Annotated in this window: 22 protein-coding genes and 1 riboswitch; of the genes, 13 read left to right on the forward strand and 9 right to left on the reverse strand. The window is 73.2% G+C overall.

The features are described 5' to 3' along the window. Positions 1-13 precede the first annotated feature (13 nt). Positions 14-700 carry a TetR/AcrR family transcriptional regulator gene (locus tag HGK34_RS16825; protein ID WP_201849497.1) on the reverse strand — a complete coding sequence of 229 codons (687 nt, stop codon included), beginning with the start codon at positions 698-700 and terminating at the stop codon, positions 14-16. A 74-nt stretch (positions 701-774) separates the two neighbouring features. Here HGK34_RS16825 and HGK34_RS16830 point away from each other — a divergent pair, with 74 nt between their 5' ends. Continuing rightward, complete coding sequence (locus HGK34_RS16830) at positions 775-1,545, forward strand: enoyl-CoA hydratase/isomerase family protein (protein WP_201849499.1); 771 nt, start codon at positions 775-777, stop codon at positions 1,543-1,545. Positions 1,546-1,577: 32 nt separating this feature from the next. Here the strand turns inward: HGK34_RS16830 and HGK34_RS16835 are convergent, their stop codons facing one another. After that, a complete protein-coding gene (locus HGK34_RS16835; protein WP_201849501.1) occupies positions 1,578-2,414 on the reverse strand; it encodes an HAD family hydrolase in 837 nt (278 codons plus the stop codon). Positions 2,415-2,714: 300 nt separating this feature from the next. On the opposite strand from HGK34_RS16835, the gene HGK34_RS16840 reads away from it, so the two are divergent. The 9 genes from HGK34_RS16840 (at position 2,715) to HGK34_RS16880 (ending at position 9,403) form a co-directional block, all read left to right on the forward strand. Beyond that, complete coding sequence (locus HGK34_RS16840) at positions 2,715-3,425, forward strand: P-loop NTPase (protein ID WP_201849503.1); 711 nt, start codon at positions 2,715-2,717, stop codon at positions 3,423-3,425. Beyond that, positions 3,422-4,582 carry a TadA family conjugal transfer-associated ATPase gene (locus tag HGK34_RS16845; RefSeq protein ID WP_307816033.1) on the forward strand — a complete coding sequence of 387 codons (1,161 nt, stop codon included), beginning with the start codon at positions 3,422-3,424 and terminating at the stop codon, positions 4,580-4,582. Before HGK34_RS16840 ends, HGK34_RS16845 begins: the two co-directional genes overlap by 4 nt. After that, complete coding sequence (locus tag HGK34_RS16850) at positions 4,576-5,772, forward strand: type II secretion system F family protein (RefSeq protein ID WP_307816034.1); 1,197 nt, start codon at positions 4,576-4,578, stop codon at positions 5,770-5,772. The genes HGK34_RS16845 and HGK34_RS16850 overlap by 7 nt, the downstream gene beginning before the upstream one ends. A gap of 56 nt (positions 5,773-5,828) precedes the next feature. Further along, positions 5,829-6,047: a DUF4244 domain-containing protein gene (locus HGK34_RS16855; RefSeq protein ID WP_244666873.1), complete on the forward strand. Its 219-nt coding sequence runs from the start codon at positions 5,829-5,831 to the stop codon at positions 6,045-6,047. Between the two features lie 35 nt (positions 6,048-6,082). Beyond that, the gene (locus HGK34_RS16860) at positions 6,083-6,400 is read left to right on the forward strand and encodes a TadE family type IV pilus minor pilin (RefSeq protein WP_307816035.1); all 318 of its coding nucleotides are present in this window, start codon (positions 6,083-6,085) and stop codon (positions 6,398-6,400) included. Next, on the forward strand, positions 6,397-7,227 hold the full coding sequence (locus HGK34_RS22910; RefSeq protein ID WP_244666874.1) for an Rv3654c family TadE-like protein: 831 nt from the start codon (positions 6,397-6,399) through the stop codon (positions 7,225-7,227). The genes HGK34_RS16860 and HGK34_RS22910 overlap by 4 nt, the downstream gene beginning before the upstream one ends. 77 nt (positions 7,228-7,304) lie before the next feature. Beyond that, positions 7,305-8,306 (forward strand): ABC transporter ATP-binding protein, encoded by a 1,002-nt coding sequence (locus tag HGK34_RS16870; protein WP_244666875.1) that lies wholly within the window; start codon positions 7,305-7,307, stop codon positions 8,304-8,306. After that, entirely contained in the window at positions 8,303-9,166 is an 864-nt protein-coding gene (locus HGK34_RS16875; RefSeq protein WP_201849506.1) for an ABC transporter permease, read from the forward strand. The genes HGK34_RS16870 and HGK34_RS16875 overlap by 4 nt, the downstream gene beginning before the upstream one ends. Before the next feature lie 3 nt (positions 9,167-9,169). Next, on the forward strand, positions 9,170-9,403 hold the full coding sequence (locus HGK34_RS16880) for a helix-turn-helix transcriptional regulator (protein ID WP_307816036.1): 234 nt from the start codon (positions 9,170-9,172) through the stop codon (positions 9,401-9,403). Between the two features lie 214 nt (positions 9,404-9,617). Here the strand turns inward: HGK34_RS16880 and HGK34_RS16885 are convergent, their stop codons facing one another. From HGK34_RS16885 to HGK34_RS16895, 3 genes are all read right to left on the reverse strand, one after another. Continuing rightward, complete coding sequence (locus HGK34_RS16885; protein WP_201849507.1) at positions 9,618-10,031, reverse strand: ester cyclase; 414 nt, start codon at positions 10,029-10,031, stop codon at positions 9,618-9,620. Between the two features lie 126 nt (positions 10,032-10,157). After that, positions 10,158-11,849 carry a response regulator transcription factor gene (locus HGK34_RS16890; RefSeq protein WP_201849508.1) on the reverse strand — a complete coding sequence of 564 codons (1,692 nt, stop codon included), beginning with the start codon at positions 11,847-11,849 and terminating at the stop codon, positions 10,158-10,160. Positions 11,850-12,002: 153 nt separating this feature from the next. After that, positions 12,003-12,218, reverse strand: coding sequence for a hypothetical protein (locus HGK34_RS16895; protein ID WP_201849509.1), 216 nt, complete (start codon positions 12,216-12,218; stop codon positions 12,003-12,005). A 110-nt stretch (positions 12,219-12,328) separates the two neighbouring features. Continuing rightward, positions 12,329-12,434: riboswitch (TPP riboswitch) on the forward strand. Here HGK34_RS16895 and thiC point away from each other — a divergent pair. Then, positions 12,429-14,252, forward strand: coding sequence for a phosphomethylpyrimidine synthase ThiC (thiC, locus tag HGK34_RS16900; RefSeq protein WP_201849511.1), 1,824 nt, complete (start codon positions 12,429-12,431; stop codon positions 14,250-14,252). Its footprint overlaps the riboswitch before it by 6 nt. A gap of 223 nt (positions 14,253-14,475) precedes the next feature. On the opposite strand, the gene HGK34_RS16905 is transcribed toward thiC, so the two are convergent. The 4 genes from HGK34_RS16905 to HGK34_RS23620 form a co-directional block, all read right to left on the reverse strand. Next, positions 14,476-17,031, reverse strand: a complete 2,556-nt coding sequence (locus tag HGK34_RS16905) for a DEAD/DEAH box helicase (RefSeq protein ID WP_201849539.1) — start codon at positions 17,029-17,031, stop codon at positions 14,476-14,478. A gap of 110 nt (positions 17,032-17,141) precedes the next feature. Beyond that, positions 17,142-17,387, reverse strand: coding sequence for a DUF6457 domain-containing protein (locus HGK34_RS16910; protein ID WP_201849513.1), 246 nt, complete (start codon positions 17,385-17,387; stop codon positions 17,142-17,144). Between the two features lie 2 nt (positions 17,388-17,389). After that, complete coding sequence (locus HGK34_RS16915) at positions 17,390-18,079, reverse strand: NTP transferase domain-containing protein (protein WP_307816038.1); 690 nt, start codon at positions 18,077-18,079, stop codon at positions 17,390-17,392. Further along, positions 18,076-19,581, reverse strand: coding sequence for a molybdopterin molybdotransferase MoeA (locus HGK34_RS23620; RefSeq protein ID WP_201849515.1), 1,506 nt, complete (start codon positions 19,579-19,581; stop codon positions 18,076-18,078). Before HGK34_RS23620 ends, HGK34_RS16915 begins: the two co-directional genes overlap by 4 nt. A gap of 469 nt (positions 19,582-20,050) precedes the next feature. On the opposite strand from HGK34_RS23620, the gene HGK34_RS16925 reads away from it, so the two are divergent. Together HGK34_RS16925 and HGK34_RS16930 are read left to right on the forward strand one after the other, a co-directional pair. Then, positions 20,051-21,373 carry an MFS transporter gene (locus HGK34_RS16925; RefSeq protein ID WP_307816040.1) on the forward strand — a complete coding sequence of 441 codons (1,323 nt, stop codon included), beginning with the start codon at positions 20,051-20,053 and terminating at the stop codon, positions 21,371-21,373. A gap of 3 nt (positions 21,374-21,376) precedes the next feature. Beyond that, on the forward strand, positions 21,377-23,848 hold a 2,472-nt coding region (locus HGK34_RS16930), incomplete at its 3' end, for a molybdopterin oxidoreductase family protein (RefSeq protein WP_201849519.1).

Below are 23,848 nucleotides of genomic sequence, written 5' to 3' on the forward strand. Positions count from 1 at the left end.
CCGGATGCGGGAGTCAGGGTGCCCGGAGCCCGGTGAGGGCCAGGGCGACGACGTCGTCGGCCAGGCTGTGGGCCGATTCGCGGCCGCCGGGGCGGTACCACTCGACGATCGAGTTGATCATCCCGAAGATCAGGCGTTCCGCGACACGCGGGTCGAGGTCCGTGCGGAGCTCGCCCGAGTGCTGCGCGGACTCGATGAGGGCCGTGACCTGCCTGTCGAAGGCGCGGCGGCGGGCCAGGGCCGCGCGCTCGGTGTCGGTGTTGCCACGCACGCGCAGCAGGAGGGTCACGTAGGGGAGGCGGTCCACGAGGACGTGAACCGCCTCGCGAAGAACCTGCTCGAGCCGGCGGCTGCTCCCGCGGCCGGGAAGGGCGCCGTCGTCGTCCGTGCGAGCGGCAGGGCGGTGCGCGGCAGGGTGGTTCGCGGCAGGTCCGTCCTCGGTGGGCGCCGCCGGGGGGAGCGCCGCTTCGAGCGCGTCGAGCGCCTCGTCGAGGGCCGCGCCGAGGATCCGCTCCTTGGAGGGGAAGTGGTGGTAGATCGCCGACTTGGACAGGCCCAGACGGTCGGCGAGCGTCGCGATGGACGTGGCGTCGTACCCGCGCTCGATGAAGGTCGCGACGGCGACGTCGAGGAGTCCCTGGCGGTCGTAGCCAGGTCTGCCTCGGCGGGACGGCGCGGCCGTGACGGGCTGGTCTGTCATGCCCGTCACTATATTGACCGAACGATCGGTTGGTAATGTTGCCGGCGCAGGTCCGCCCGCCGAGGAGGTCGAAGATGATCCGAATGTCCGTGGACGACGGCGTCGCCGAGGTGGTGCTCGACGCTCCTGGCCGGCTCAACGCGCTCGACGCGTCCGGACTCGGCGAGCTCGCCGACGCGCTCGCCGAGGCCGAGGCCGAGGGCGCGCGGGCACTGCTGCTGCGGGGTGAGGGCAAGGCGTTCTGCGCGGGCCGGGACATCGCGGGCGTCGACCCGGCGACCGACGACGTCCTCGGATTCCTCGAGGGGCGGGTGGAGCCCGTGCTGCGCCGGATCGCGGGCTTCCCGGCGCCGACCTTCGCTGTCGGACACGGGGCCTGCCTGGGAGTCGGGCTCGGTCTGCTCATCGCGACCGACGTCGTCTACCTGTCCGACGACGCGAAGGTGGGGTCGCCCTTCGGCCGGCTCGGAGCGGTCCTCGACTCGGGCGGCCACTCGCTGTTCGTGGAGCGCCTGGGGGCGCACCGGGCCCTGGACCTGATCTACACGGGTGATCTGCTGACGGGTGCGGAGGCCGTACGGGCGGGGCTGTTCTCCCGCAGCTTCCCGGCCCATGAGGTGCTGGGCGCGACGCGGGCCGCGGCGCGGCGGGCGGCGTCCGGTCCTACGCGAGCCTTCGCGGTGAGCAAGGAGATCGTCGCCGGGATCCGGGACCGCAGGCTCGGGCTCTGGGCCGCGATCGGACGGGAGAACCAGGGGCAGGCCGCGCTGCGGGACACCGCCGACTACATCGAGGGTTTCGCGGCGTTCCAGGAGAAGCGGAGGCCGGAGTTCCGCGGGGAGTGAGTGCCGGATGACACAACGGCCGCGGCCCGGCCTCAGTCGACCCGGCGTCGGCGGCGGCGCAGGTGGCGCACCACGAAGAAGGCCGCGACGCCTATCGCCACCGCACCCACGACGGCGGCGACCGGGACCGGCTCGACCCGCGGCCGCAGCGCGACCGGCTTGCCGAAACGCAGCTCGCCCCAGCCCGACTCGGCCGCGAGCCGGCGCAGGTTGCGGTCCGGGTTCACCACGAACGCGTGCCCCACCGCGCCGAGCATCGGGGCGTCCGTGATCGAGTCGGAGTAGGCGAAACATTCCGCCAGGTCATAGCCCTCTCGAGCTGCGAGGTCGCGGATGCCGGCGGCCTTGTTCTCGCCGTAGTTGTAGAAGTCGATCTCGCCCGTGTAGTGGTTCTCCACCACCTCCATCCTGGTGGCGAGGACGTGATCGGCTCCGAGCGCGGCGGCGATCGGCTCGACCAGCTCGGCACCCGACGCCGAGACGACGACGACGTCCTGCCCGAGGGCGTGGTGATCCGCGATGAGCTCGACCGCTTCCGCGTAGACGTACGGATCGATGTGCTCGTGGACCGTCTCGGCGACGATCTCGCGGACCTTGCGGACGTCCCAGCCCTTCGCGAGCGCGCTGAGGTGGGCGCGCATCCGCTCGGTCTGGTCCTCGTCGGCGTTGCCCACGAGGAACAGGAAGTGCGCGTAGGCGCTGCGCAGCACGTCGGCACGGCTGATCAGGCCGCCGGCGATGAACGGCTTCGAGAACGCCTGGGACGAACTCGTGGCGATGATCGTCTTGTCCAGGTCGAAGAACGCGGCGATGCGTCCGGTGGCGGGGTCTCGTCCCGGCCGTGCGGGAAAGGGTGCCTCGTCGGTCACTGTTCGAGCCTAGCGGGCCTGTCCGATCTGACCGATGTCCGCAGGCAGGTGGCCGGAGAATTTCACCCGTTCGCCACGGCCGCGGCCGGACGGTGTCCAGCTGCCCAGGCGGTTCGACGGACCGTCTCCGCAGCCGCACGGGCGTGCGACGCCGACCACAGCGGCGCAGTCCGCCCAGTTGTCGACAGGTCCTGCCTGACGGCCCTCCCCGGCGGATCCCCGCGAGGAAGGCTGGTTGACACGCGCCGGACACGGCGGCGCGGCGACGGCCGGGACCACCCGGCGGACAGGGGGACCGGCATGGGAAGCAGCGGGCGCGTGATCGCCGTGACCGGCGCGAGCGGTGGCGTGGGGGCCACGGTGGTCGCGGCCGCGGTGGCTCTCGGCATGACCGGGCGCGGCGACCGGACGGTCCTGGTCGACCTCGACACCGGCGGGGCCGGCATCGAGATGCTGCTGGGCATCGACGGTGCGCGAGGCGTGCGATGGCCGGAACTGTCCGCGGCCCGGGGCGAGGTCGACGGCGACACCCTGGCCGCAGCCCTGCCACCCTGGCGCGGAGTGCCGGTGGTGAGCGCGAGACGCCGGTCGGGGCCGCCGTCCGACGACGTCGTGCTGGACGTGTGCGCAGGGATCATACGATCGGGCCGGACAGCCGTGATCGACCTGCCGCGGCCCAGTTCCTGGTCGGGTGCGGCACGCGCACTGCTGCGTGGCTGCGATGTCGCCGTCCTGGTGAGCCCGCTGACCTTCCCTGGCGCCGCGGGCGCCGAGCTGGTGCGCGACCAGCTCGTCGCCGCCGGCGCCCGCGACGTGCGCATCGTGGTCCGCGGGCCCGCACCCGGCCAGGTCGACCCCCACGCACTGGGGGCGGCGCTCGGGCTGTCGGTGAACGGCATCCTGAGGCGTGACCGGTCGCTGCCCGGAGCCGTGGAACGCGGCGACGGGCCGCCCGCCGGGCGCCGGAAGGCCGTCGGCAGGCTCGCGGCAGACCTGGGCGCGGCACTGTGACCGCCGGCGTCCTCGATCCCGCGCTGCTGGACGACGTGCGGGCGCGCATGGCACGGGGCGGAGTGGGCTCGGCCGCCGCGGTGCGGGAGGCCGTACGCGACAGCGGGCGCGTGCTGGGCTCCAGCGCGCTCGAGGCACTCGGCCGCGCCGCACGCGCGGAACTGCTGGGTGCGGGCCCGTTGCAGGACCTGCTCGAGGAGGAGGACGTCACGGACGTCCTGGTCAACGGACCCGACGACGTCTGGATGGATCGCGGACGAGGGCTCGAACGCGTCGCCGTCGCGCTGGGGACCACCGCGGACGTGAGGGCACTCGCCGTCCGCCTGGCCGCGATCGGCGGACAGCGTCTCGACGACGCGCAGCCCAGCGTCGACGCCCGGCTGCCGGACGGGACCCGGCTGCACGCCGTCCTCGAACCCCTCGCACCGGCAGGTGCCGCCATCTCGCTCCGTGTGCTGAGGTCGCGAGCGTTCTCCCCGGACGAGCTGGTGGCGTCCGGCACGCTGCCGACCGAGTGGACGAAGCTGCTCGGCACGCTTGTCGAGCGGCGGGCGAACATTCTGGTCAGCGGAGGTACCGGAAGCGGGAAGACCACCCTGCTCACGGCACTGCTGTCCCTGGCCGGTCCCGCCGAGCGGATCGTGACCGTGGAAGAGGCCCGCGAGCTCACACCACACCACCCCCACGTGATGCCGCTGGTCACGCGCCGCGCAAACGTCGAGGGAGCGGGTGGCGTCACCCTCGCCGACCTGGTCCGTGACGCCCTGCGCATGCGCCCCGACCGGATCGTGCTCGGCGAGTGCCGCGGAGCCGAGGTCCGCGAGGTGCTCATGGCGATGAACACCGGGCACGACGGCGGCCTCGCGACCCTGCACGCCAATGCCGTCGCCGTGGTGCCGGCCCGGCTGGAGGCGCTCGCGGCACTGGCGGGGATGACACGCGAGGCGGTCGCGGCGCAGGCGGCGGGGGCGCTCGACGTGGTGCTGCACCTGCGCCGTGAGCGCGGGCGACGGTACCTCGCGGAGATCGGGGTGGTGAGCCGGGACGGACGGGGTGAGCTCGGGGTGCGGCGAGCCGCGTGCTGGGACGGGCGAGGCGCACCCGAGGTGGATCCGTCCGCGTGGCGCGAGCTGACCGAGCGGATCGGGCCGTGGTGAGCGTCGCGGACGGCGCAGACGCAAGCTGTGCGGCCCTCGCCGTCGGCGTCCTGGTCGCGGCAGCGGTGCAGCTGGCGTTCGCGCCGGTGGGGCGCCGGGTGCGCGAGCTGGGGATCAGGACGAGGCACGACGCCGGACGGGCCGGTGGCCCGGCGGCGGGCGCTCGGCATGCGGTGTCAGGCGGTGCGGCCGGTTCCCTCACGCCGGTGTCCGACCGGGCTGCCGGGGGCGAGGCGCACACCGGCCGGTCGCCGCGTGGGCGCGACGCCGCTCCCCTGCGCGTGACCGTGCTGCAGGTGGTGGCACTGCTGCGTGCGGGCGCCATGCCCGGGACGGCGTGGACCAGGTCGGCCGGGGTGCCGGTGGATCTCGCCGGTGTTCCGGACGCCGATGCCCTCGGCCGCCTGCTCGGGCAGCGGAACGCGCGGGCGGTCGTGGCCGCGACCCGACTCGCGCTCGACGTCGGAGCCCCGCTGGGTCGTGTGCTGGAGTCGGTCGCGGACTCGCTCGTGCGGGACGCGGAGGCCCGTGCGGAGCGCGACGCGGCCGTCGCCGGGCCTCGGGCCACCGCGCGCGTCATCCTGTGGCTACCGGTCGCCGGCGCAGGGCTCGGCGGGCTGCTGGGCGCCGACCCGGTCGCGGTGGCCACGGATGGCGGCGTCGGGACCGCGGCGGCGGTGCTGGGCGTGGTGCTCCTGCTGGCCGGATGGTTCTGGTCCGCGCGCCTGGTGGCGTCGGCGAGGGGGCGTCCGCGCGACGGCGGAACCGATGTGCAGGTGCTGCTCGAGCTGCTGGCGGCTGCCCTCGCAGCGGGCTCCGGGGTGCCACGGGCCCTGGACGCGGTCGGACGCGCGTCCGGAGGGACCGACGGTGCGGCGCTCCGCGGTGCCGGTGACGCCCTGGTGCTCGGCGCGGGGTGGGAGCAGGCCTGGGCAGGGACGCCGGATCGGCTCGCAGCGGTGCGAGGAGCGCTGCGGGGCGCGTGGATCGACGGCGCGGCGCCCGGGGAGGCGCTGCGCGCCGCGGGACAGGAGGTACGCCGGGCGCGGAGTGCTGCGGCGCGCACGGCTGCCGCACGGCTCGCCGTACGCCTCGTGCTTCCTCTCGGGTGCTGCTACCTGCCCGCGTTCGTCCTGGTCGGACTGGTGCCGGTGTTGTTCAGCCTGGGAATCGGCCTGCTCGGCCCCTGAGGGCGTACGGAGGAATGTCCCGCCGCACCGTGCGGCGGGCGGACGAAGGAGGAGAGATGACACACGCGAAGGCCACCACCGTGACCGCTTCTGGCGGGACCGCCGGGCGGAGGCGTCCGGGACGTGACCACGAGGCGGGGATGGCGACGGCCGAGTACGCGATCGCAACGCTGGGTGCCGCCGGCTTCGCGGGAATCCTGATGGTCGTCCTCAAGGGCGGCGACGTGAAGTCGCTGCTCACGTCGCTGATCACGACGGCACTCTCAGCGGGCTGAGGATGACCGCGAACCGGGATACGGAGCGTGGGGCCGTGACGGCCGAGCTTGCCGTCGCGCTTCCCGCAGTGGTGCTGGTCCTGGTCGTGGTGCTCACGCTCGTGGCCGCGTCCGTGGCGCAGATGCGCGCCGTGGACGCGGCCCGGGCGGCGGCCAGAGCGATCGCGATCGGTGAACAGCGGTCGGCCGTGGCTCGGACCGTCGCACGCGTGGCCGGCGACGACGCGGAGCTGTCGACCGACCGTGACGGCGCGTGGGTGCGCGTGACCGTGACGGAGCCGGTCGTGAGCGGGTGGCCGGCGGCAGGACCGCTGCGGGCGCGGGGTATCGCGACCGCGTGGGTGGAGCCATGAAACGGCGGACGGAGGAGCGCGGTGCCGGGACCGTGCTGGTGCTCGGGATCATCGGCGTGGTGCTGGTGCTCACGGGCGGGCTCGCCGCGCTCGGGGCCGCGCTGAACGGCCGGGGTGCGGCCCAGTCGGCCGCGGATCTCGGCGCCCTGGCGGGCGCGACCGCGCTGCGGAACGGTCTCGACGCCTGCGGGACGACGGCCGTGGCGGTCGCTCGCAACGGCGCGGAGTTGACCTCGTGCGGCGTCGTCGGTGCGGGCGTCGTGCGCGTGGAGGTCCGTCGCGAGGTGACTCTCCCGGGCCAGTGGTCCTCCCGCGGTGCCGCGCACGCGGTCGCCCGTGCGGGCCCGCGGGCGCCGGACACCCTGGACGAGCTGGCCGGGCCGTTGACGGCGGGGCGTGCCTCCGGGCCGGGTTCCGTGGCCCGGGGGTACCGGAACGGCCGGATCCCGGACCGGGCCCTGTGCGAGCTGTCGTTCGCCGCCGGTCAGCGCCTGCGGTGCGACGCGGCCGGTGCCTTCGAGCACCTGAACGGCGCCTATCGCGCGGCGTTCGGCCGAGACCTCGCGGTGCGCGACTCCTACCGGTCGTACGAGGAGCAGGTGGCGGTCGCGGCGAGCAGGGGCGCGCTCGCCGCTCCTCCCGGGACGTCGAACCACGGCTGGGGCCAGGCGGTCGACCTGGGAGGCGGGATCCAGTACTTCGGCTCGGCCGAGCACGGGTGGATGGCCGCGAACGCGCGGGCGTACGGCTGGACCCATCCGGCCTGGGCGGGAACGGGCGGCGTCAAGCCCGAGGCCTGGCACTGGGAGTACGGCACCGGGGGATGAGACGGCCGGAGAAAAGGGCGTGACATGACACCACGACAGTTCGTAGTATCTCTGCTACGAAGAATATGGAGGGTGTGATGGCTGAAGGACAGACATCGCCGGGGTCGGCGGACATGGCCATTGATGTCCGCGACCTGCGGATGCGCTATGGAACAAGGGATGTGCTCACCGGCGTCTCGTTCACGGCGAGACGCGGTGAGGTGCTGGCGCTGCTCGGTCCCAACGGTGCGGGCAAGAGCACCACGATCGAGATCCTGGAGGGCTTCCGCACCCGATCCGCCGGGCAGGTCACGGTGCTCGGGCAGGACCCGGCGCGCGGTGACGAGGCCTGGCGGGCGCGGCTCGGCGTCGTGCTCCAGTCGTGGCGGGACCACGGCCGGTGGAGGGTGCGTGAGCTCCTGGGCTATCTGGCCCGGTTCTACGTGCCGTACTCGACCCCCGACGTCACGCGACCGTGGGACATCGACGACCTTCTCGCCGTCGTCGGCCTCACGGAGCAGGCGAACCAGAAGGCCAAGAACCTCTCCGGGGGGCAGCGTCGCAGGCTGGACGTGGCGATCGGGATCGTTGGCCGGCCGGAGCTGGTCTTCCTGGACGAGCCGACGGCGGGCTTCGACCCGCATGCGCGCCGCGAGTTCCACGACCTGGTGCACCGGCTGTCCGACTTCGAGAACACGACGGTCCTGCTGACCACGCACGATCTCGACGAGGCGGAGCGGCTCGCCGACAGGATCCTCATCCTCGACCAGGGCGCGATCGTCGCGAACGGATCGGCGGACGAGCTGGCGCGCCAGATGGCCACGTCCGCCGAGGTGCGCTGGACCGTGGACGGGCGCCGCCACGTCCATGCCGCCGAGCGGAACGATCCCACGGCGTTCGTCCGCGATCTGCTGGCGGCGGAGCCGGGCATCACCGAACTCGAGGTGCGACGCGCCAGCCTGGAGGACACGTACATGGCACTCGTGCACAGCGCGGAGGCCGGCCGGGGCGCTGCCGGCAGCCGGGACGTCGCCGGCAGTCGCGGCGCCGCTGGGGGCCGGAGTGCCGCCAGGAACACGGACAGTGAGGTGCACTCATGACCACGACGACGAGCGAGGCCCGGCGGGTGGCGGTCCGCGCGGGTCTGGTACGCGGCCTGCTGGAGGCTCGGCAGTCCCTGCGGGAACCGGGGGACGTCCTGTGGTATTTCCTGATGCCCCTGGTGTTCGCGGTCGTGCTGATCTTCATGCGCGGCACCACGGTGCCGGGTACCGACTTCGCGCTCGGTGCCATGGTGCTGCCCAGCATCCTGGGTATGTCGATCGCGTTCGGCGGACTCACCGGTCCCGCGGGAATGATCGCGACGGAGCGTGAGGACGGCACCCTCCTGCGGGCCAAGGCCACACCGAACGGGATGATCGGGTACCTGGTCGGCAAGACGATTCTGTTCGGTACGACGACGCTGATCAGCACGGCCCTGCTGGTCATTCCGGGCTTCACCGTGGCGGGCGACCTGCGTCTCGACGCCCGGACCTGGGCGATGCTGGCGGGGATCTTCGTGATGGGGCTCGTCACGACGGTGCCGGTCGGCGTGGCGCTCGGTTCCTTGTTCAAGAACGCTTCCCAGACGGGGCTCCTGCTGCTCGGTTCGATGGTGTTGATGGTTCCGTCCGGCATCTTCTACCCGATCACGGCCCTGCCGGCCTGGCTGCAGTGGATCGGGCAGGTGTTCCCGTACTACTGGCTCGGTCTGGGAGCCCGGTCGGCGATGCTGCCTGCGGAGATGGCTGCGGCGGAGATCGGCGGGTCGTGGCGCACCCTCGAGATGTTCGGCGTGCTGGGAGCCTGGGCCGTCGTAGGCTTCATCGTCGCGCCGGTCGTGTTGCGGCGGATGGCCCGGCGGGCGTCCGGCGCGGCGGTGGCAGAGGCGCGCGATCGCGTCATGGCACAGGGATGGTGAGCAGTGGGAGAGACCGCCGATGTCGTACACAACCGGATAGCCATGCTCCGGGCGGAGCGGGGGATCTCGCGTCGCGAACTCGCCGAGGCGCTCGGGGTGCACTACCAGACGGTCGGCTACCTGGAGAGAGGCGAGTACAGCCCGTCGCTGCACCTCGCGCTCCGGATCGCCGAGTACTTCGGCGTGGCGGTCGAGGTCGTGTTCTCCACCCGACCGTTCAAGCGGCTCGGGGAATGAGCGGCGTGGTGCCGCGCCGTCGTGCGAGCATCGTGGCCTGAGTTTTCACCGCTGGTGGACAGCCCTCGCCTCACCATGAGGCGGGGGCTGTGTCCATCAGGCGTGCGACGGCCATCAGGCGTGCGACGGCCGTGCGGTGCGGGACGGCCGTGCGGTGGTGGCGCCGACGTCGCGCCCCAGGGCGGGAGCGCCCTCGTGGTCTCCTCCTCCTTGCTCATGCCGGAGCGGCAGTGGGCAGCGCACCGATCTGGGACATGATCGTGAAGAGGTCGCAGTACTGCGTGATCTCGACGATCTCGCCGTCCTCGACCCGGATGAGGTCCCAGGCGGCGAACTTGACGCGGCGGCCGCCGGCGGGGACACCGGCGAAGTCGGCCTGGTGGGTGCCCGTGTAGGACACCCAGGTGCTGACGAGGTCGCCCTCCTGCACGAGGTGCCGGACATCCGGGGTCAGGTCGGGAAAGGCTGCGAGCAGGCTCGCGACGGAGTTCTTCAGTTCCTGGAGGTCTGATCCGGCTCCGGCGTGGCCCTTCAGGCCGGCGGAGCAGACTTCGTCGAGCACCTCGGGGCGCCCGCTGCCGACGATCTCGTAGAACCGTCGCACGACGCTCTTCTCGGTGGTTTCCATGAGACGCCTCCTGAGTATCCGGCTGGTGTGTTGATTCGAGAGTGCCTCTCGCCGGGCGATCGAGCATGGGGCATCTTCCCCATCCGGGTGCCCGTTCCCGCCCGGCCGCTTCGTGTCGCGCGCTGCCTAGCGGTGGTCACGCCCTTGCCGGGCCGGAAGGTTCAGCAGGGCGAACGCCGCCGCTTCGGTGCGGCTGCGCAGACCGAGCTTGGTGAGGATGTTGCTGACGTGGTGACCGGCCGTCTTGGTGGTGATGAAGAGCCGCTCGGCGATCTCCGCGTTGGACAGGCCCTCGGTTACCAGGCCCAGCACCTCGTGCTCCCTCCTGCTGAGCAGGCCCACGTCGCGGGGTCCGGTCCGTCCCCTGACGCCGAGCCCGCGCAGGAACGCCGCGGCACGGTCCGCCTCCGCGGTGGCTCCCATCCGGTCGAGGGCCTGAAGGGCGCTGCGGGCCTCCGTCACGGCGAGCCCGCGATCCCGGGGCGCCAGGGACCGGGCGAGCGCCAGCCGTGCTCGGCACGCCGGCAGCGGTGCGCCCGACTCGGCGAACGCCAGGGCCGCCGAGCGAAGCAGTGTCGTCGCGTCGGGGCTCTCGGAGGCGAGTGCGACCTTGCCCAGCGCGTCGTCACGATGGGCCCTGTGGAGGGGAGTCCGGGTTGTGGCGGCCACCTCCGCGACCTGCCGGGCCGACTCCCCGGCGAGCACGGCGTCCCCGGCACCGAGCGCGGCGTCCACGAGCCGGGCACGCAGAGGAAGCGCGCGGTACGGCGAGCCCGCGAGGGCACCGAGCGCACCGACGAGCCGGTCGACGGCACGCCGGGGCCGGGCGAGCGCACAATCGAGGGCCGCGGCCGGCCCGGCGCACTCGAGGTCGTCCTCGAAACCTGTGAGCAGCGCTTCCGCCTCCTCCAGACGCCCCTGCAGTACCCGCAGCTCCACGAGGTCGGCGACAGGATTCAGGCAGCGCGGGCGCAGGCCGGTCGTCACCATCTGCGTCACGGCCCGTTCGAGCTGCTCCTCCGCGGCGTCAAGCCTGCCCGTGACGAGGTACACCCCGCCGCAGCACCCGGTGCAGAACGCGGAGATGAGGTCGGTGGCGGCCATGGTCTCGAAGGGCAGCAAGGGACCGAACGCGTAGGACGAGCGGAACCCGACGAGGAACTCCGCCCAGGGCGCCACCATGCCGGGATCCCCGAGGAGGCTCGCAACCTCCAGGAGCGTGCACAGGGCCTCGCCCAGGTACTGCACGTCATGACCCTCCCCGGAGGTCGCGGCAGTCATGGCCTCGTGCAGGTCGGACGATCCCCGTGCCACGTCACCGGTATCCACGGCGCAGGCGCCGCGCCGCATCAGCGCGACGATCTCGAGGTCACGGTCCCCGTGTTCACGCGCGATGACCACGGCGCGATCGGCCAGGGTGCCGGCGCCGAGCGGGCCGGCCTCCGACTCGGCCAGGAGGAGCCAGCCGCGCAGACTTCGCCCGTCCGTGACCTCCGTGAGCAGCGACCGTGCTCGGGACAGCCATCCGTCCGCCATCTGCGTACGGCGGTAGAGGCTCCGGTACTGGCGGGCCAGCCAGATGGCGACGGCCGTTGCCTCGGTGTCGCGGCCTTCGCCGCGCAGGCGGGCGAACGCACGCGCTCGGAGGGCGAGCGCCGCTGCCGGGTCGTTGAGCCACCACAGCGCCTGGGCCAGACCATCGAGGGCGTCCGCGGTCTCCTCGGTGGACCATGCCTGCTGGAACGCGTCCCGTGCGGCGGCCCACTCGCCCCTGGCCAGGGCACCTGATCCTGCCGCGAGGTGGTCACGGCCGTTCATCTCTCGATCATGACACCGACGCGCTCAGCATGACACCGACGTGCTCAGGCCGCCCGCCTCCACCGGACGGCATTTCTCACCGGGCCGACCCGCCTGGGGCCGCTCCTGTCCACGGGCCGCCCGCCGACGGGCATGAGGGCCTTGGGGGATGCGTCAGAGCTGATCCTCCGGTTCCACGGGCCCGTTCAGGACGGCGACCGTCCCGTCGTCGTCGATCCGGAGGCGACGGGGATCGCCGTCGGCGAGGTCGAGCGCGGCCTCCAGGAGCACCGGGTGGACTGAGCCCCACCTGGCTGGTAGCCAGTGGTAGGTGCGCAAGGCGTCGAGAACCGGCCCTGGGGGTACGCGTTGCACTGTCATGTCGTCCACGGCGTCATATCATCCCAGGTCAGAGGTGGTTTTGCGAACCAGGTGACGTTTCTGGGAGCTGTGCGGCACTCCTGTTGACGTGCGGACGCGGACCTGCTGTAACGTGACCTTCGATCCCACGGGTGCCCTCGCAGGGGCTGAGATCGGGCTGGTGCGTGCCCGGACCGTTGAACCTGACCGGGTAATTCCGGCGTAGGAAGTTGGAGAGTGATGACCACCATCCCTTCGCGCACGCTCACGTACGACGTCGACCACGAGAGCGGGCTGCAGATACCCGTCACCGAGATCACCCTCGCGCCGTCGCCCGACGGCACGCCGAACAGGCCGGTTCGGGTCTACCGGACCGACGGGCCAGGATGCGATCCGACTCACGGCCTCCCGGCCTCCCGGGCCCCGTGGATCTCGGAGCGGGGCGATACCGAGGAGTACCAGGGCCGTGAGGCGCACCCAGCAGACGACGGCCACGCTGCCGCCCGTCGTGCGGCGCGCTCGTCGGCGGGCGAGAACGGCGGCGGCCGCGACCGTCGTCAGGCATCGGCCGAGGAGTGGAAGGGTGCCGAGCGGCCGCCGCGCCGCGCGGTCGACGGCCGCACCGTCACCCAGATGCACTACGCCCGCCGCGGGGAGATCACCCCCGAGATGAGGTTCGTCGCCCTCCGGGAGGGCTGCGACGTCGAACTGGTCCGAGCCGAGGTGGCCGCGGGGCGCGCGATCATCCCGAACAACGTCAACCACCCCGAGTCGGAGCCGATGATCATCGGCCGCGCCTTCACCGTGAAGGTGAATGCGAACATCGGGAACTCGGCCGTGCACAGCTCCGTGGCGGAGGAGGTGGAGAAGCTCCAGTGGGCGACCAGGTGGGGCGCCGACACCCTCATGGACCTGTCCACCGGTGACGACATCCACACCACCCGCGAGTGGATCATCCGCAACTCGCCGATCCCCATCGGGACCGTCCCGATCTACCAGGCGCTGGAGAAGGTGGGCGGCGACGCGAACGCGCTGACCTGGGAGATCTACCGCGACACCGTGATCGAGCAGTGTGAGCAGGGCGTCGACTACATGACCGTGCACGCGGGCGTGCTGCTGCGGTACGTCCCCCTCACCGCGGACCGCGTCACGGGGATCGTCTCGCGCGGCGGGTCGATCATGGCGGGCTGGTGCCTCGCCCACCACCAGGAGAACTTCCTCTACACGCACTTCGACGAGCTGTGCGAGATCTTCGCCGCCTACGACGTCGCGTTCTCGCTCGGCGACGGCCTGCGCCCCGGCTCGATCGCGGACGCGAACGACGCCGCCCAGTTCGCCGAGCTCGACACGCTCGCGGAGCTCACGAAGCGGGCCTGGGAGTACGACGTGCAGGTCATGGTCGAGGGCCCCGGGCACGTCCCGCTGCACCTCGTGCGGGAGAACGTGGAGCGGCAGCAGGAGCTGTGCGACGGCGCGCCGTTCTACACGCTCGGTCCGCTGGTCACCGACATCGCGCCCGGCTACGACCACATCACCTCGGCGATCGGCGCCACCGAGATCGCCCGGTACGGCACCGCGATGCTCTGCTACGTCACGCCCAAGGAGCACCTCGGCCTGCCCAACAAGGACGACGTCCGCACCGGGGTCGTGACCTACAAGATCGCCGCGCACGCCGCCGACATCGCCAAGGGCCACCCGGGTGCCCGCGACCGTGACGACGCCCTGAGCAAGGCCCGGTTCGAGTTCCGCTGGCGCGACCAGTTCGCGCTCTCGCTCGACCCGGAACTCGCGCAGGAGTACCACGACGAGACGCTTCCGGCCGAGGCCGCCAAGACGGCGCACTTCTGCTCGATGTGCGGGCCGAAGTTCTGCTCCATGAGGATCTCCCAGGACATCCGCGACGAGTTCGGCGGAGCGGTCGAGCAGCAGGCGATCGTCGGATCGGCGCCGGCAGGACTCACGGAGGAAGAAGCCCGCGCGGGCATGGCGGCCAAGTCGGAGGAGTTCCTCGCCGCCGGCGGCACGGTCTACCTCCCGGACCCGCAGGTCGGAGCCCCGAGCTAGGGCTCCGCGCCCGAGATCCGCCCCCTTCGTTCCTCCGCGCGACGGCCTCGCGGCCGGCAGGCCGGCCGAGCAGGAGGTGCACCCAAGAGGGCGGATCCCGGGCACCGGCCACCGTCGCCACCCGTGTCGGGCTCACGTCCGCGGTCAATCTCCGCCGCCGCTTCCGCGACCACCTCCGCACGACGCCCGGCGCCTACCGGCGGACCTTCGGCGAGACCTGACGCTACGGCGCGTGCGACAGCACCGCGTCCAGCAGCCGCACGGCCGCCGCCTTGTCCAGGGGCGAGTTGTACGAGCCGCACTTCGGTGACTGCACACACCCCGGGCAGCCGTCCGAGCACGAGCACCCGGCGATCGCGTCCCGTGTGGCACGCAGCCACGTCGCGCCGAGTTCGTAGCCGCGTTCCGCGAAGCCCGCCCCGCCGGGGAACGCGTCGTAGACGAAGACCGTGGCCTGCCCCGTGTCGGCGTGCAGTTCCGTCGACACCCCGCCGAGATCCCAGCGGTCGCAGGTCGCCAGCAGCGGCAGCATCCCGATCGACGCGTGCTCGGCCGCGTGCAGGGCACCCGGCGTCTCGTCGGGCGACACCCCGGCGGCCCGCAGCACGAATTCGGGTACCGACCACCACACCGCCGTCGTACCGAGGGTCCGCTCGGGCAGGTCGAGCGCCTCCGTGCCGAGAGCCTGCATGTCCGGCAGCCGCCGCCGCTGGAAGCTCACCACCTGGCTCGTCACCTCGACCGGTCCGATTCCCCAGGTGACCGGTCCCCACTCGCGGGAGACGACCGGCCGGTCCTCGCCGGAATCCTGGTTCGCGACGGCAGAGGTCGGGATCTCCGTGTCCCGTCCCTCGCCGCCGCCAAGGGGTGCGATCTCGTTCGTGCCGTCGTCGGCCCCGACGATCGCGACCTCCATCACTTCGCGCGACCACGTCCCGTAGTCCACGTCGCGGCGCACGACGACGGCCGTGTGGTCCGTGAGGTCGAACCTGTCGACCACATAGGTCACGCCCTGGTGGACGTAGACGGCGCCGTCGTGCACCTGGCCGTCCGCCGAGGACGCGTCGACCGTCCCGAGCATGCGTCCCGAGCCTGCCTCCACGACGCGGACCGGCGAGCCACCCGACCCGCGCAGGTCCGTCAGGCCCGCCGCGGACTGCACGTGCGTCCAGTACCAGCCGGACGACCGGCGCCGCAGAGCACCTCGTGCCACCAGGACCTCCAGCACGTGCCGCACGTGGGCCGGGTCGCCGAACCGGGTGAGGTCGGCGGCCCGCAGCGGGATCTCCTGCGCCGCGACGCACAGGTGCGGGGCCAGGACGTGGGGATTCCCGGGGTCGAAGACCGTGGCCTCGAGCGGCGCGTCGAAGACCGCCTCGGGGTGATGGACCAGGTAGGTGTCGAGCGGGTCCTCGCGGGCCACGAACGCGACGAGCCCGTCGGCCCCTGCACGCCCGGCCCGGCCCGCCTGCTGCCAGAGCGACGTGCGTGTGCCCGGCCAGCCCGCGACGAGGACGACGTCGAGACCCGAGATGTCCACCCCGAGTTCGAGCGCGTTGGTCGTGGCCAGCCCGAGGATCTCCCCGGTCCGCACGGCGCGCTCGAGTTCGCGGCGTTCCTCGGGGAGGTATCCGCCGCGATACGCGGCGATCCGCTCGGTGGGACGAGCGATCGCGCCCGAGACCGCGTGCCGCAGGTGGTCTCGGGCGCGTTGCGCGACGGATTCAGCACCCCGCCGACTACGCGTGAACGCGAGCGTGCGGGCGCCCGCGGCGGCGAGGTCGGCGAGCAGATCGGCCGCCTCGGCGGTGGCGGAGCGCCGAGGACTCTCCCTGGCGTGCTCGGCGGGTGGTGGCGACTCATGAGCCGGATCGGCGTCGAGCGCCCAGGGGTCGGCGCCGGCGTCGTCGTCCCCCGAGCCGCCGCCCGACCGCGCGAAGCCGTATCCCGCGATCTCGGGCGGCTGCCACAGCGCGAACGTGCGCCGTCCGGCGGGTGAGGTGTCGCGGTCGACGACGGCGACTCCCCCGGCGGGTACGCCGACCAGCCGCCCGGCGCTGACGCCGGGCTCGGCGCTCGTCGCCGACGCCACGACGAACGTGACCCGTCCGGTCTGCCGGTGGGACGCAGGAGCCACGGACGACCCAAAGGCCGGACCCGTGGCGTGGTGCTCCGCGAGCCGGATCAGCCGGCGCAGCACGTGCGACACGTGCGCCCCGAACACCCCGCGATAGGCGTGCCCTTCGTCCACGATCACGTAACGCAGCCCGCGCAGTAGCCGCGACCAGCGGCGATGTCCCGGCAGCAGCGCGAAGTGCAGGAAGTCCGGGTTGGTCAGCACGACGTCGGCATGGTTCTGGGCCCAGAGTCGCTCCTCGCGCGGGGTGTCGCCGTCGCAGGTGGTGACGCGCACGTCGCTCGTGCCGGCGGCGTCGAGCACGCGCCGCAGCGCGTGGAGCTGGTCGGCGGCGAGGGCCTTGGTGGGGCTGAGATAGATCGCCGTCGGTCGCACGGCGCCGGCCGCCGTCGGGGTGCGACCGCCGTCGGCGGACCGGACGGCCGACAGCACCGGCAGCCAGAACGCAAGCGACTTGCCTGAACCGGTCGACGTCGCGAGCGCGACATGGCGTCCGTGCCACGCGGCGTCGGCGGCCTCGGCCTGATGGACCCACGGCCGGTCGGCACCCAGCACCCGGTATCCCTCGACGACCTGGGGATCCGCCCAGTCCGGCCAGTCAGCCTGCTCGCCCGTGCGACCGGGAAGGGTCCGCACATGCATGAGGCGATCGGCCCGCGACCCGTTCGCGGTGAGCACGTCAAGCAGCGGATGTTCGGCGAACGGCACGGACCAAGTCTGACAAACGCGCGTGCGAGGTGACGACCCCCGGCTCAGGCCTCCTCGGGCCAGCGGTTCGCCAGGGCCAGAGCCTTGCGGGCCGCGTCCGTGGTGTTCCCGGCCGCGGCGGCCAGGCCCGCGGCATAGCCGACGGCATAGGTGGTCACCGGGGCGGCCGGGCGTGCGACCGCGTGGGCGGCGTCGCGTGCCAGGTCCAGGACCACGTTCATGTCGACCGTGCCGGGATCGAGCCCGAGCTCGGTCTCCAGGGCGGAGATCCAGGTCTGCAGATCCGTCATCGTCACTCCTTCGGTGGGGGACCGGGGCGGACGCCGAGTCGTTCGGCGTCGTCCCACGTGTCGACGTCTGCGGACAGACTGCCAGGGTCCTGGACCTCGAGCAGGCGCAAGCCGTCCAGCAGGCGCCGGACGGAGGCACCGCGCCCCGCCGGGGGCTCGGCCCGGCCGGCGTGGAGCGCGCTGAGCCGCTCCCCGAGCGCGTCGGTGCGATAGAGGCCGACGAGCCACTGCGCCCGCCCGCCGGCGACGAGGTGGGCCCCGTCCGCCTCGGGCTCACGTTCGACGGCGGCGCGCAGCCGCGGCACGGCTCCCGCGGCCCGCGGGACGTCGACGGCGAGTACCAGTACCCAGGGCGGCGGCGGATCGGCCGGAGCGCGCCGGGCGGGTGGGGCGAGTGCCGCCAGCCCGGCCGCGATGGCGGCCACAGGGCCGCCGAACGGTGGGTCTTCCCGGGTCAGAACGGACCGGGACGCCGCAGGGTGAGCGGCGATCGCCTCCGCCAGGTCGGCCGGGCCGACGACGGCGATCCGGCGCGCCCCCGCCGCCGCGTCCAGAGCGAGGTGGAGGAGCGGGACGCCGCCGCCGGACAGGAGCCCGGGCTTGGCGGTGCCGTCGAGACGAGACGCGCGGCCGCCGGCCAGCACGACGGTGTCGTAGCACGCCACGTCCTGGACGCTCTCGATGTCCTTCACAGCTGGATCACCGGTACCGGGTCGCCGGGTTCGACCTTCTCGACACCGGCCGCGACGACGGCGAGCGCGTCGGCGGCGAGCAGCGCCGACAGGTGGTGTCCGTCGCCGGTCGGGGCGACGCCCTGCGGCAGTACCCGCACCGGGACGACCTGTTCCCGCCCGCGTGGGCTCTTCCAGCCCGCGGCCGCCGGGCGGAGTTCCGGGACGGGGTGCGGGAGGCCTCGGAGCCGGTGGATCGCGGGCCGCACGAACATGACGAAGGAGACGTAGGCGGCCACGGGGGTTCCCGGCACCGCGATCCACGGGGTCCCCCTCCAGCGCGCGAGGGCCTGAGGTCGTCCGGGTTTCATGCCCACGGCGGCGAGATCGACACCGGACACGGCCCCGTCCCAGGCACGCCTGTCCCCGTCCGGCTCGGCCCCGGCCCGGTCCGGATCGCTCTCGGTCCGGGCCCGCCCGCCCCCGCCCTGGGCGGGGCCGGTGGTCCCCGCCGACAGCACGGCCCGCACGACGTCGGCGGCACCGGCGGACACGCCCCCGGCGGTCACCACCAGATCGATCGCGCGCGCGACCTGGCCGCTCCCGCGCCGTGACGTGTCCGCCGGAGGACCGGTGGCCGTGGAGCGGCCCGCGGCGCGCCCCGGTTCCCGGACGTGACCGACGGCCTCGTCGAGGACCGTCCGCAACGCGTCCGCGTCGTCCGGGACGGGGCCCAGACGAACGACATCCGCTCCGGCGGCTCGGGCGGCGGCCGCGAGCATGAGGGAGTTCGAGTCGGTGATCTGCCCCGGTCGGGCCGGCGACCCGGACGGCACGAGTTCCGAACCCGTCGCGACGACCGCCACCCGGGGCCGTCGTCGGACACCGACCCGCGTCACGCCGGCGGCGGCGAGCGCGGCCACGACCGGCGCCGTCAGCTCCCGCCCGGCACGCGCGAGCACCGAGCCCGCCGCGATGTCCGAGCCGCGCAGGCGGATGTGGTCACGCGGCTCGCGCCCGAGCGTGACCGTGTCCCCGGCCGGGCGGCGTTCCGTCTCCGCCTGCCCTGGTGCCGCCGCGCGAGGTCGGGACCCCGCGACCGGGTCGAACCGGCCGGTGGACGTCCGCTCCACGGGGACCACGGCGTCGGCGCCCGGAGGAAGGGGCGCACCGGTCATGATCCGCGCGGCGGTACCCGGCGCCAGGTCGCGGGGTTCGGTGGCCGCGGCCGGGATGTCGGCCACCACCTGGAGAGTCACCGGATCGCCGGTCAGGGGCAGGTCCTCGCTGCGTACCGCGTAGCCGTCCATGGCGGAGTGGTCGAAGGCCGGCACGGAGCCGACGGCGTACACGTCCTGGGCGAGCACCGGCGCCTCCGTGGATGCCGCCACCTCGCCCGGCATGGCGGTCCCGGAACCGCGGTCGACGAGCCGGGCAAGGGTCACCTCGTCCGCGGGCAGCGGCGTGACCAGCGCGAGCACGCGCTCGACGTGCTCGGCGACGGTGCGGGGGGTCGGTTCCACGATGTCCACGCTAGTCGTCCGCTGTTCGCCAGGAGTTGCCGTGGTCTCACCGCCGGCGGTCGTAGTCTGTGAGAGCGAGCCCGCGGGTCCGCGCACCCGGCCACGGCGGTCGATCCCGGCATCCACCGCCCCCGAGGCCCGAATCCGGGCGTGTGCGGACGAGCGTCCCCTCTCACAGCCGCCGGTCGGCGCCTGTGCGTTCTTTCTTACGGTTGCTTCACCACCTCATGACGGGCATGGAAACACCGCTTTCCTACTGTCGTCGCATCCGGTCCGACGTCGGGCCGGTGCCGGGAACATCGTTCCCGGATGCCCGACGTCGTCGGGCACCCACCCACCAGGGAGGCATCCCGTGTCCGCACCGACCGCCCGAGAAGACAACCCCACCGCCGTCGCCGACGCGGCGACCGCGACCGATGTGGTCCGGGACGGCGCGGCGACGATCTCCGACGCCGCCCCCGCCCACGCCATCGAGGCAGCGCGCGCCGCCGGCATCAGCGCCGCCGCGGAACGCAAGCACCACCGCACAGGCCGCTGGATCCAGCACTGGGACCCGGAGGACTCCACCTTCTGGAACGACGGCGGCAGCCGCATCGCCCGCCGCAACCTCCTCATCTCGATCTTCGCCGAACTCCTCGGCTTCTGCGTCTGGGCGCTGTGGTCCATCGTCGTCCCGCAGCTGCCCGCCGCCGGCTTCGACCTGACCACCGACCAGATGTTCTGGCTCATCGGCGTTCCGGCGCTCGTGGGCTCCACGCTCCGCATCCCCTACACCTTCGCCGTTCCCATCTTCGGCGGCCGGAACTGGACCATGGTGTCCGCCGGACTGCTGCTCATCCCCTGCACGGCACTCGCACTCGCCGTGCAGAACCCCGACCTCCCGTTCGGCGTCCTGCTCGGCGCCGCGGCGCTCGCAGGCTTCGGCGGCGGCAACTTCGCCTCGTCGATGGCGAACATCTCGTTCTTCTACCCGGAGAAGGGGAAGGGCGCCGCGCTCGGCTGGAACGCCGCGGGCGGGAACGTCGGCACCGCCGTCGTGCAGTTCGTCGTGCCGCTGGTGATCGTCGGCGGCGCCGGCCTCGCGCTGGAGCGCGCCTCCCTCGTGTTCGTGCCGTTCGTCCTGCTGGCCGTCGTCCTGGCCTGGCGGTTCATGGACAACCTGAGCACCGCCAAGGCGGACCCGCGCTCGTTCGCCGTGGCGGCGAAGCTGGGACACACCTGGATCATCAGCTTCATCTACATCGGCACGTTCGGCTCCTTCATCGGGTTCGCCGGAGCCTTCCCCACGCTGATGCACAGCCAGTTCCCCGAGATGTCCCTGTCCCTGGCCTTCATGGGCGCCCTGGTGGGCTCCGCCACCCGCCCGCTCGGCGGCATCCTCGCCGACCGGCTGGGCGGCGTGTCGATCACCCTCGTCTCCTTCGTCGTCATGGCGCTGGGCACGGTGGGCGCCATCTACTCGCTCGGCGTGCACAGCTTCGCGATGTTCTTCGCCTCGTTCATGCTGCTGTTCGTCGCGACGGGCGTGGGCAACGGATCGGTCTACCGCATGATCCCGGCCGTGTTCCGCGTCTCGGGCTCGACGGCGCGTGCCGCGGCAGGCTGCATCGGCATCGCCGGCGCCGCCGGGGCGTTCGGCGGGTTCCTGATCCCCCGCGGGTTCGCGATCTCGACCAACGCGACGGGCTCGCTCGTCCCCGCCTTCTGGGTGTTCATCGGGATGTACGCCGTGATGGCCGTCATCTGCTGGATCTTCTACGGGCGCGGCGAGATGCGCGCCGCGAGGGTCTGACCCATGGCCGACACCCACTGCCCCTACTGCGCGTTGCAGTGCGGCATGTCCCTGGCGCCGGGCACCCAGCCCGGCGCCGGGGGCGCGCCCGCGACGGCGTCCACCGTGCCGGACGGCGGGTCCCGCCCCGCCCTCCCGCTCACCGTGACACCGCGCGAGTTCCCCACCAACCGCGGGGGCTTGTGCCAGAAGGGCTGGACCTCCGCGTCCGTGCTGACGGCGAGCGACCGCATCACGACGCCGCTCGTGCGGCGCTCGCTGCTCGACGGCGGTGCGGGCGAGGCGGCGGGCGTCGTCGGCACCGAGGGTTCGGGTTCCGGGCCGGGTGGTGAGGAGCCGGTGCGCCGGGACGCCGACGCACTGGTCCCGGTGAGCTGGGAGACGGCGCTCGACCTGGTCGCCGGCAAGCTCGCCGCGCTCCGTGCCGAGCACGGCCCCGAATCGGTGGCCGTGTTCGGCGGCGGCGGGCTCACCAACGAGAAGGCGTACGCGCTGGGCAAGTTCACGCGCACCGTGCTCCAGTCCCCGAACATCGACTACAACGGCCGGTTCTGCATGTCGTCCGCGGCGGCAGCCGGGAACCGCGCGCTCGGTGCGGACCGCGGCCTGCCGTTCCCGCTCGCCGACGTCGGCGGGGCCGACGTCGTCGTCCTGCTCGGCTCGAACCTCGCCGAGACGATGCCGCCCGCCGTGCAGCATCTGGCCGGGGCACGCGAGGCAGGGCGGCGCGGTGCGGGCGGACTCGTCGTCGTCGACCCGCGGGTCTCGGCGACGGCGAAGCTGACCGACGACGGTGCGGGCATCCACCTGCAGCCGGTGCCCGGCACGGACCTGGTGGTGCTTCTCGCGCTGCTGCACGTGATCCTCGCCGAGGGCCTCACGGACCGCGAGTACCTCGCGGCGCGCGTGATCGGTTTCGACGACGTGGCGCGGTCCGTCGCCGCCTGGTGGCCCGAGCGCGCCGAGACCGTCTGCGGCGTCCCGGCGCAGGAGCTGCGCCACGTGGCGCGGCTGCTCGCCGTGGCGGCACCGGCCCACGGCGGCCGCGGCGCCTACGTCCTGACCGGCCGCGGCGTGGAGCAGTCCGCTCAGGGCACCGCGACCGTGACGGCGGCGATCAACCTCGCGCTGGCGCTCGGCCTCGTGGGCCGCGAGGGCGCCGGCTACGGCGCCGTCACGGGCCAGGGCAACGGGCAGGGCGGTCGTGAGCACGGCCAGAAGTCCGACCAGCTTCCCGGCTACCGCAAGATCGACGATCCGGCCACCCGCGAGTACGTCGCCGGTGTCTGGGGGGTGACGCCCGAGTCGCTGCCCGGCCCCGGGAAGCCCGCGGTACAGCTGCTCAGGTCCCTGGGGGCACGACCCGCCACGGCGGACGGCGAGGCGGGAACGGGCGTCCGGCCCCGTGCGCTGCTGGTGCACGGATCGAACCTGATCGTCAGCGCCCCGAACGCGGACTCGGTCGCCGAACGGCTCAGGTCGCTCGACCTGCTGGTGGTCTGTGACTTCGTGCCCTCCGAGACCGCCCGGCTGGCCGACGTCGTCCTCCCTGTCACCCAGTGGGCCGAGGAGGAGGGCACCATGACCTCCCTGGAAGGCCGGATCATCCGTCGCCGTCGCGCCACCGACCCGCCGGGCGAGGCTCGCTCCGAGCTGTGGATCTTCGCCGAGCTGGCGCGCCGCCTCGGCACGCCCGGCGAGACGGGGCCGGGCTCCGTGCGGTTCTCCACCGACGCCGCCGAGGTGTTCGACGAACTGGCCCTCGCCTCGCGCGGCGGTGTCGCCGACTACTCGGGCCTGTCCCACGCACGCCTGGACGCCGACGAGGAGGCGGACGGCCCGGGCTACTTCTGGCCGGTACCGGCCACCTCCACGACGGCGGGTACCGCGTCCGGCACCAGGTCCGGCACGAGGTCCGGTACCGCGTCCGGCACGACACAGGAGCACCCCGGCACGCCGCGCATGTTCCTCGACGGGTTCCCCACCGCCGACGGCCGGGCGCGCATGGTCCCCGTCGACCACAACGGACCGTCCGACGACGTGCGCCCCGGCGCTCCGCTCTACCTGGTCACCGGTCGTGTCCTGCAGCACTACCAGTCGGGTGCGCAGACTCACCGCGTCGCGGAGCTGGAACGCCTCGTCCCTGAGCCGTACGTCGAGATCCATCCCGTGCTCGGATTCCGGATCGGCGTGCCGGACGGTGCCCGCGCCCGTCTCGCCACGGCCCGCGGCGCCATCGAGGCGACCGCACGCTGGACCGACGCGGTCCGTCCCGACACGGTCTTCATGCCCTTCCACTGGTCCGGAACCGGATCGGTGAACCGCGTGACCACCGACGCCACCGACCCGATCTCCGGCATGCCGGAGTTCAAGGTGTGCGCGGTCGAGGTCGGGCCCGTGCCGGACGGCGTTCCGCCGGCCGCACCGTCCGGCACGGCCGTCACCGAGTCCTCCACCTGTCTCTTATACACATCT

The organism is Myceligenerans indicum, assembly GCF_016742955.1.
GTDB lineage: Bacteria > Actinomycetota > Actinomycetes > Actinomycetales > Cellulomonadaceae > Myceligenerans > Myceligenerans indicum.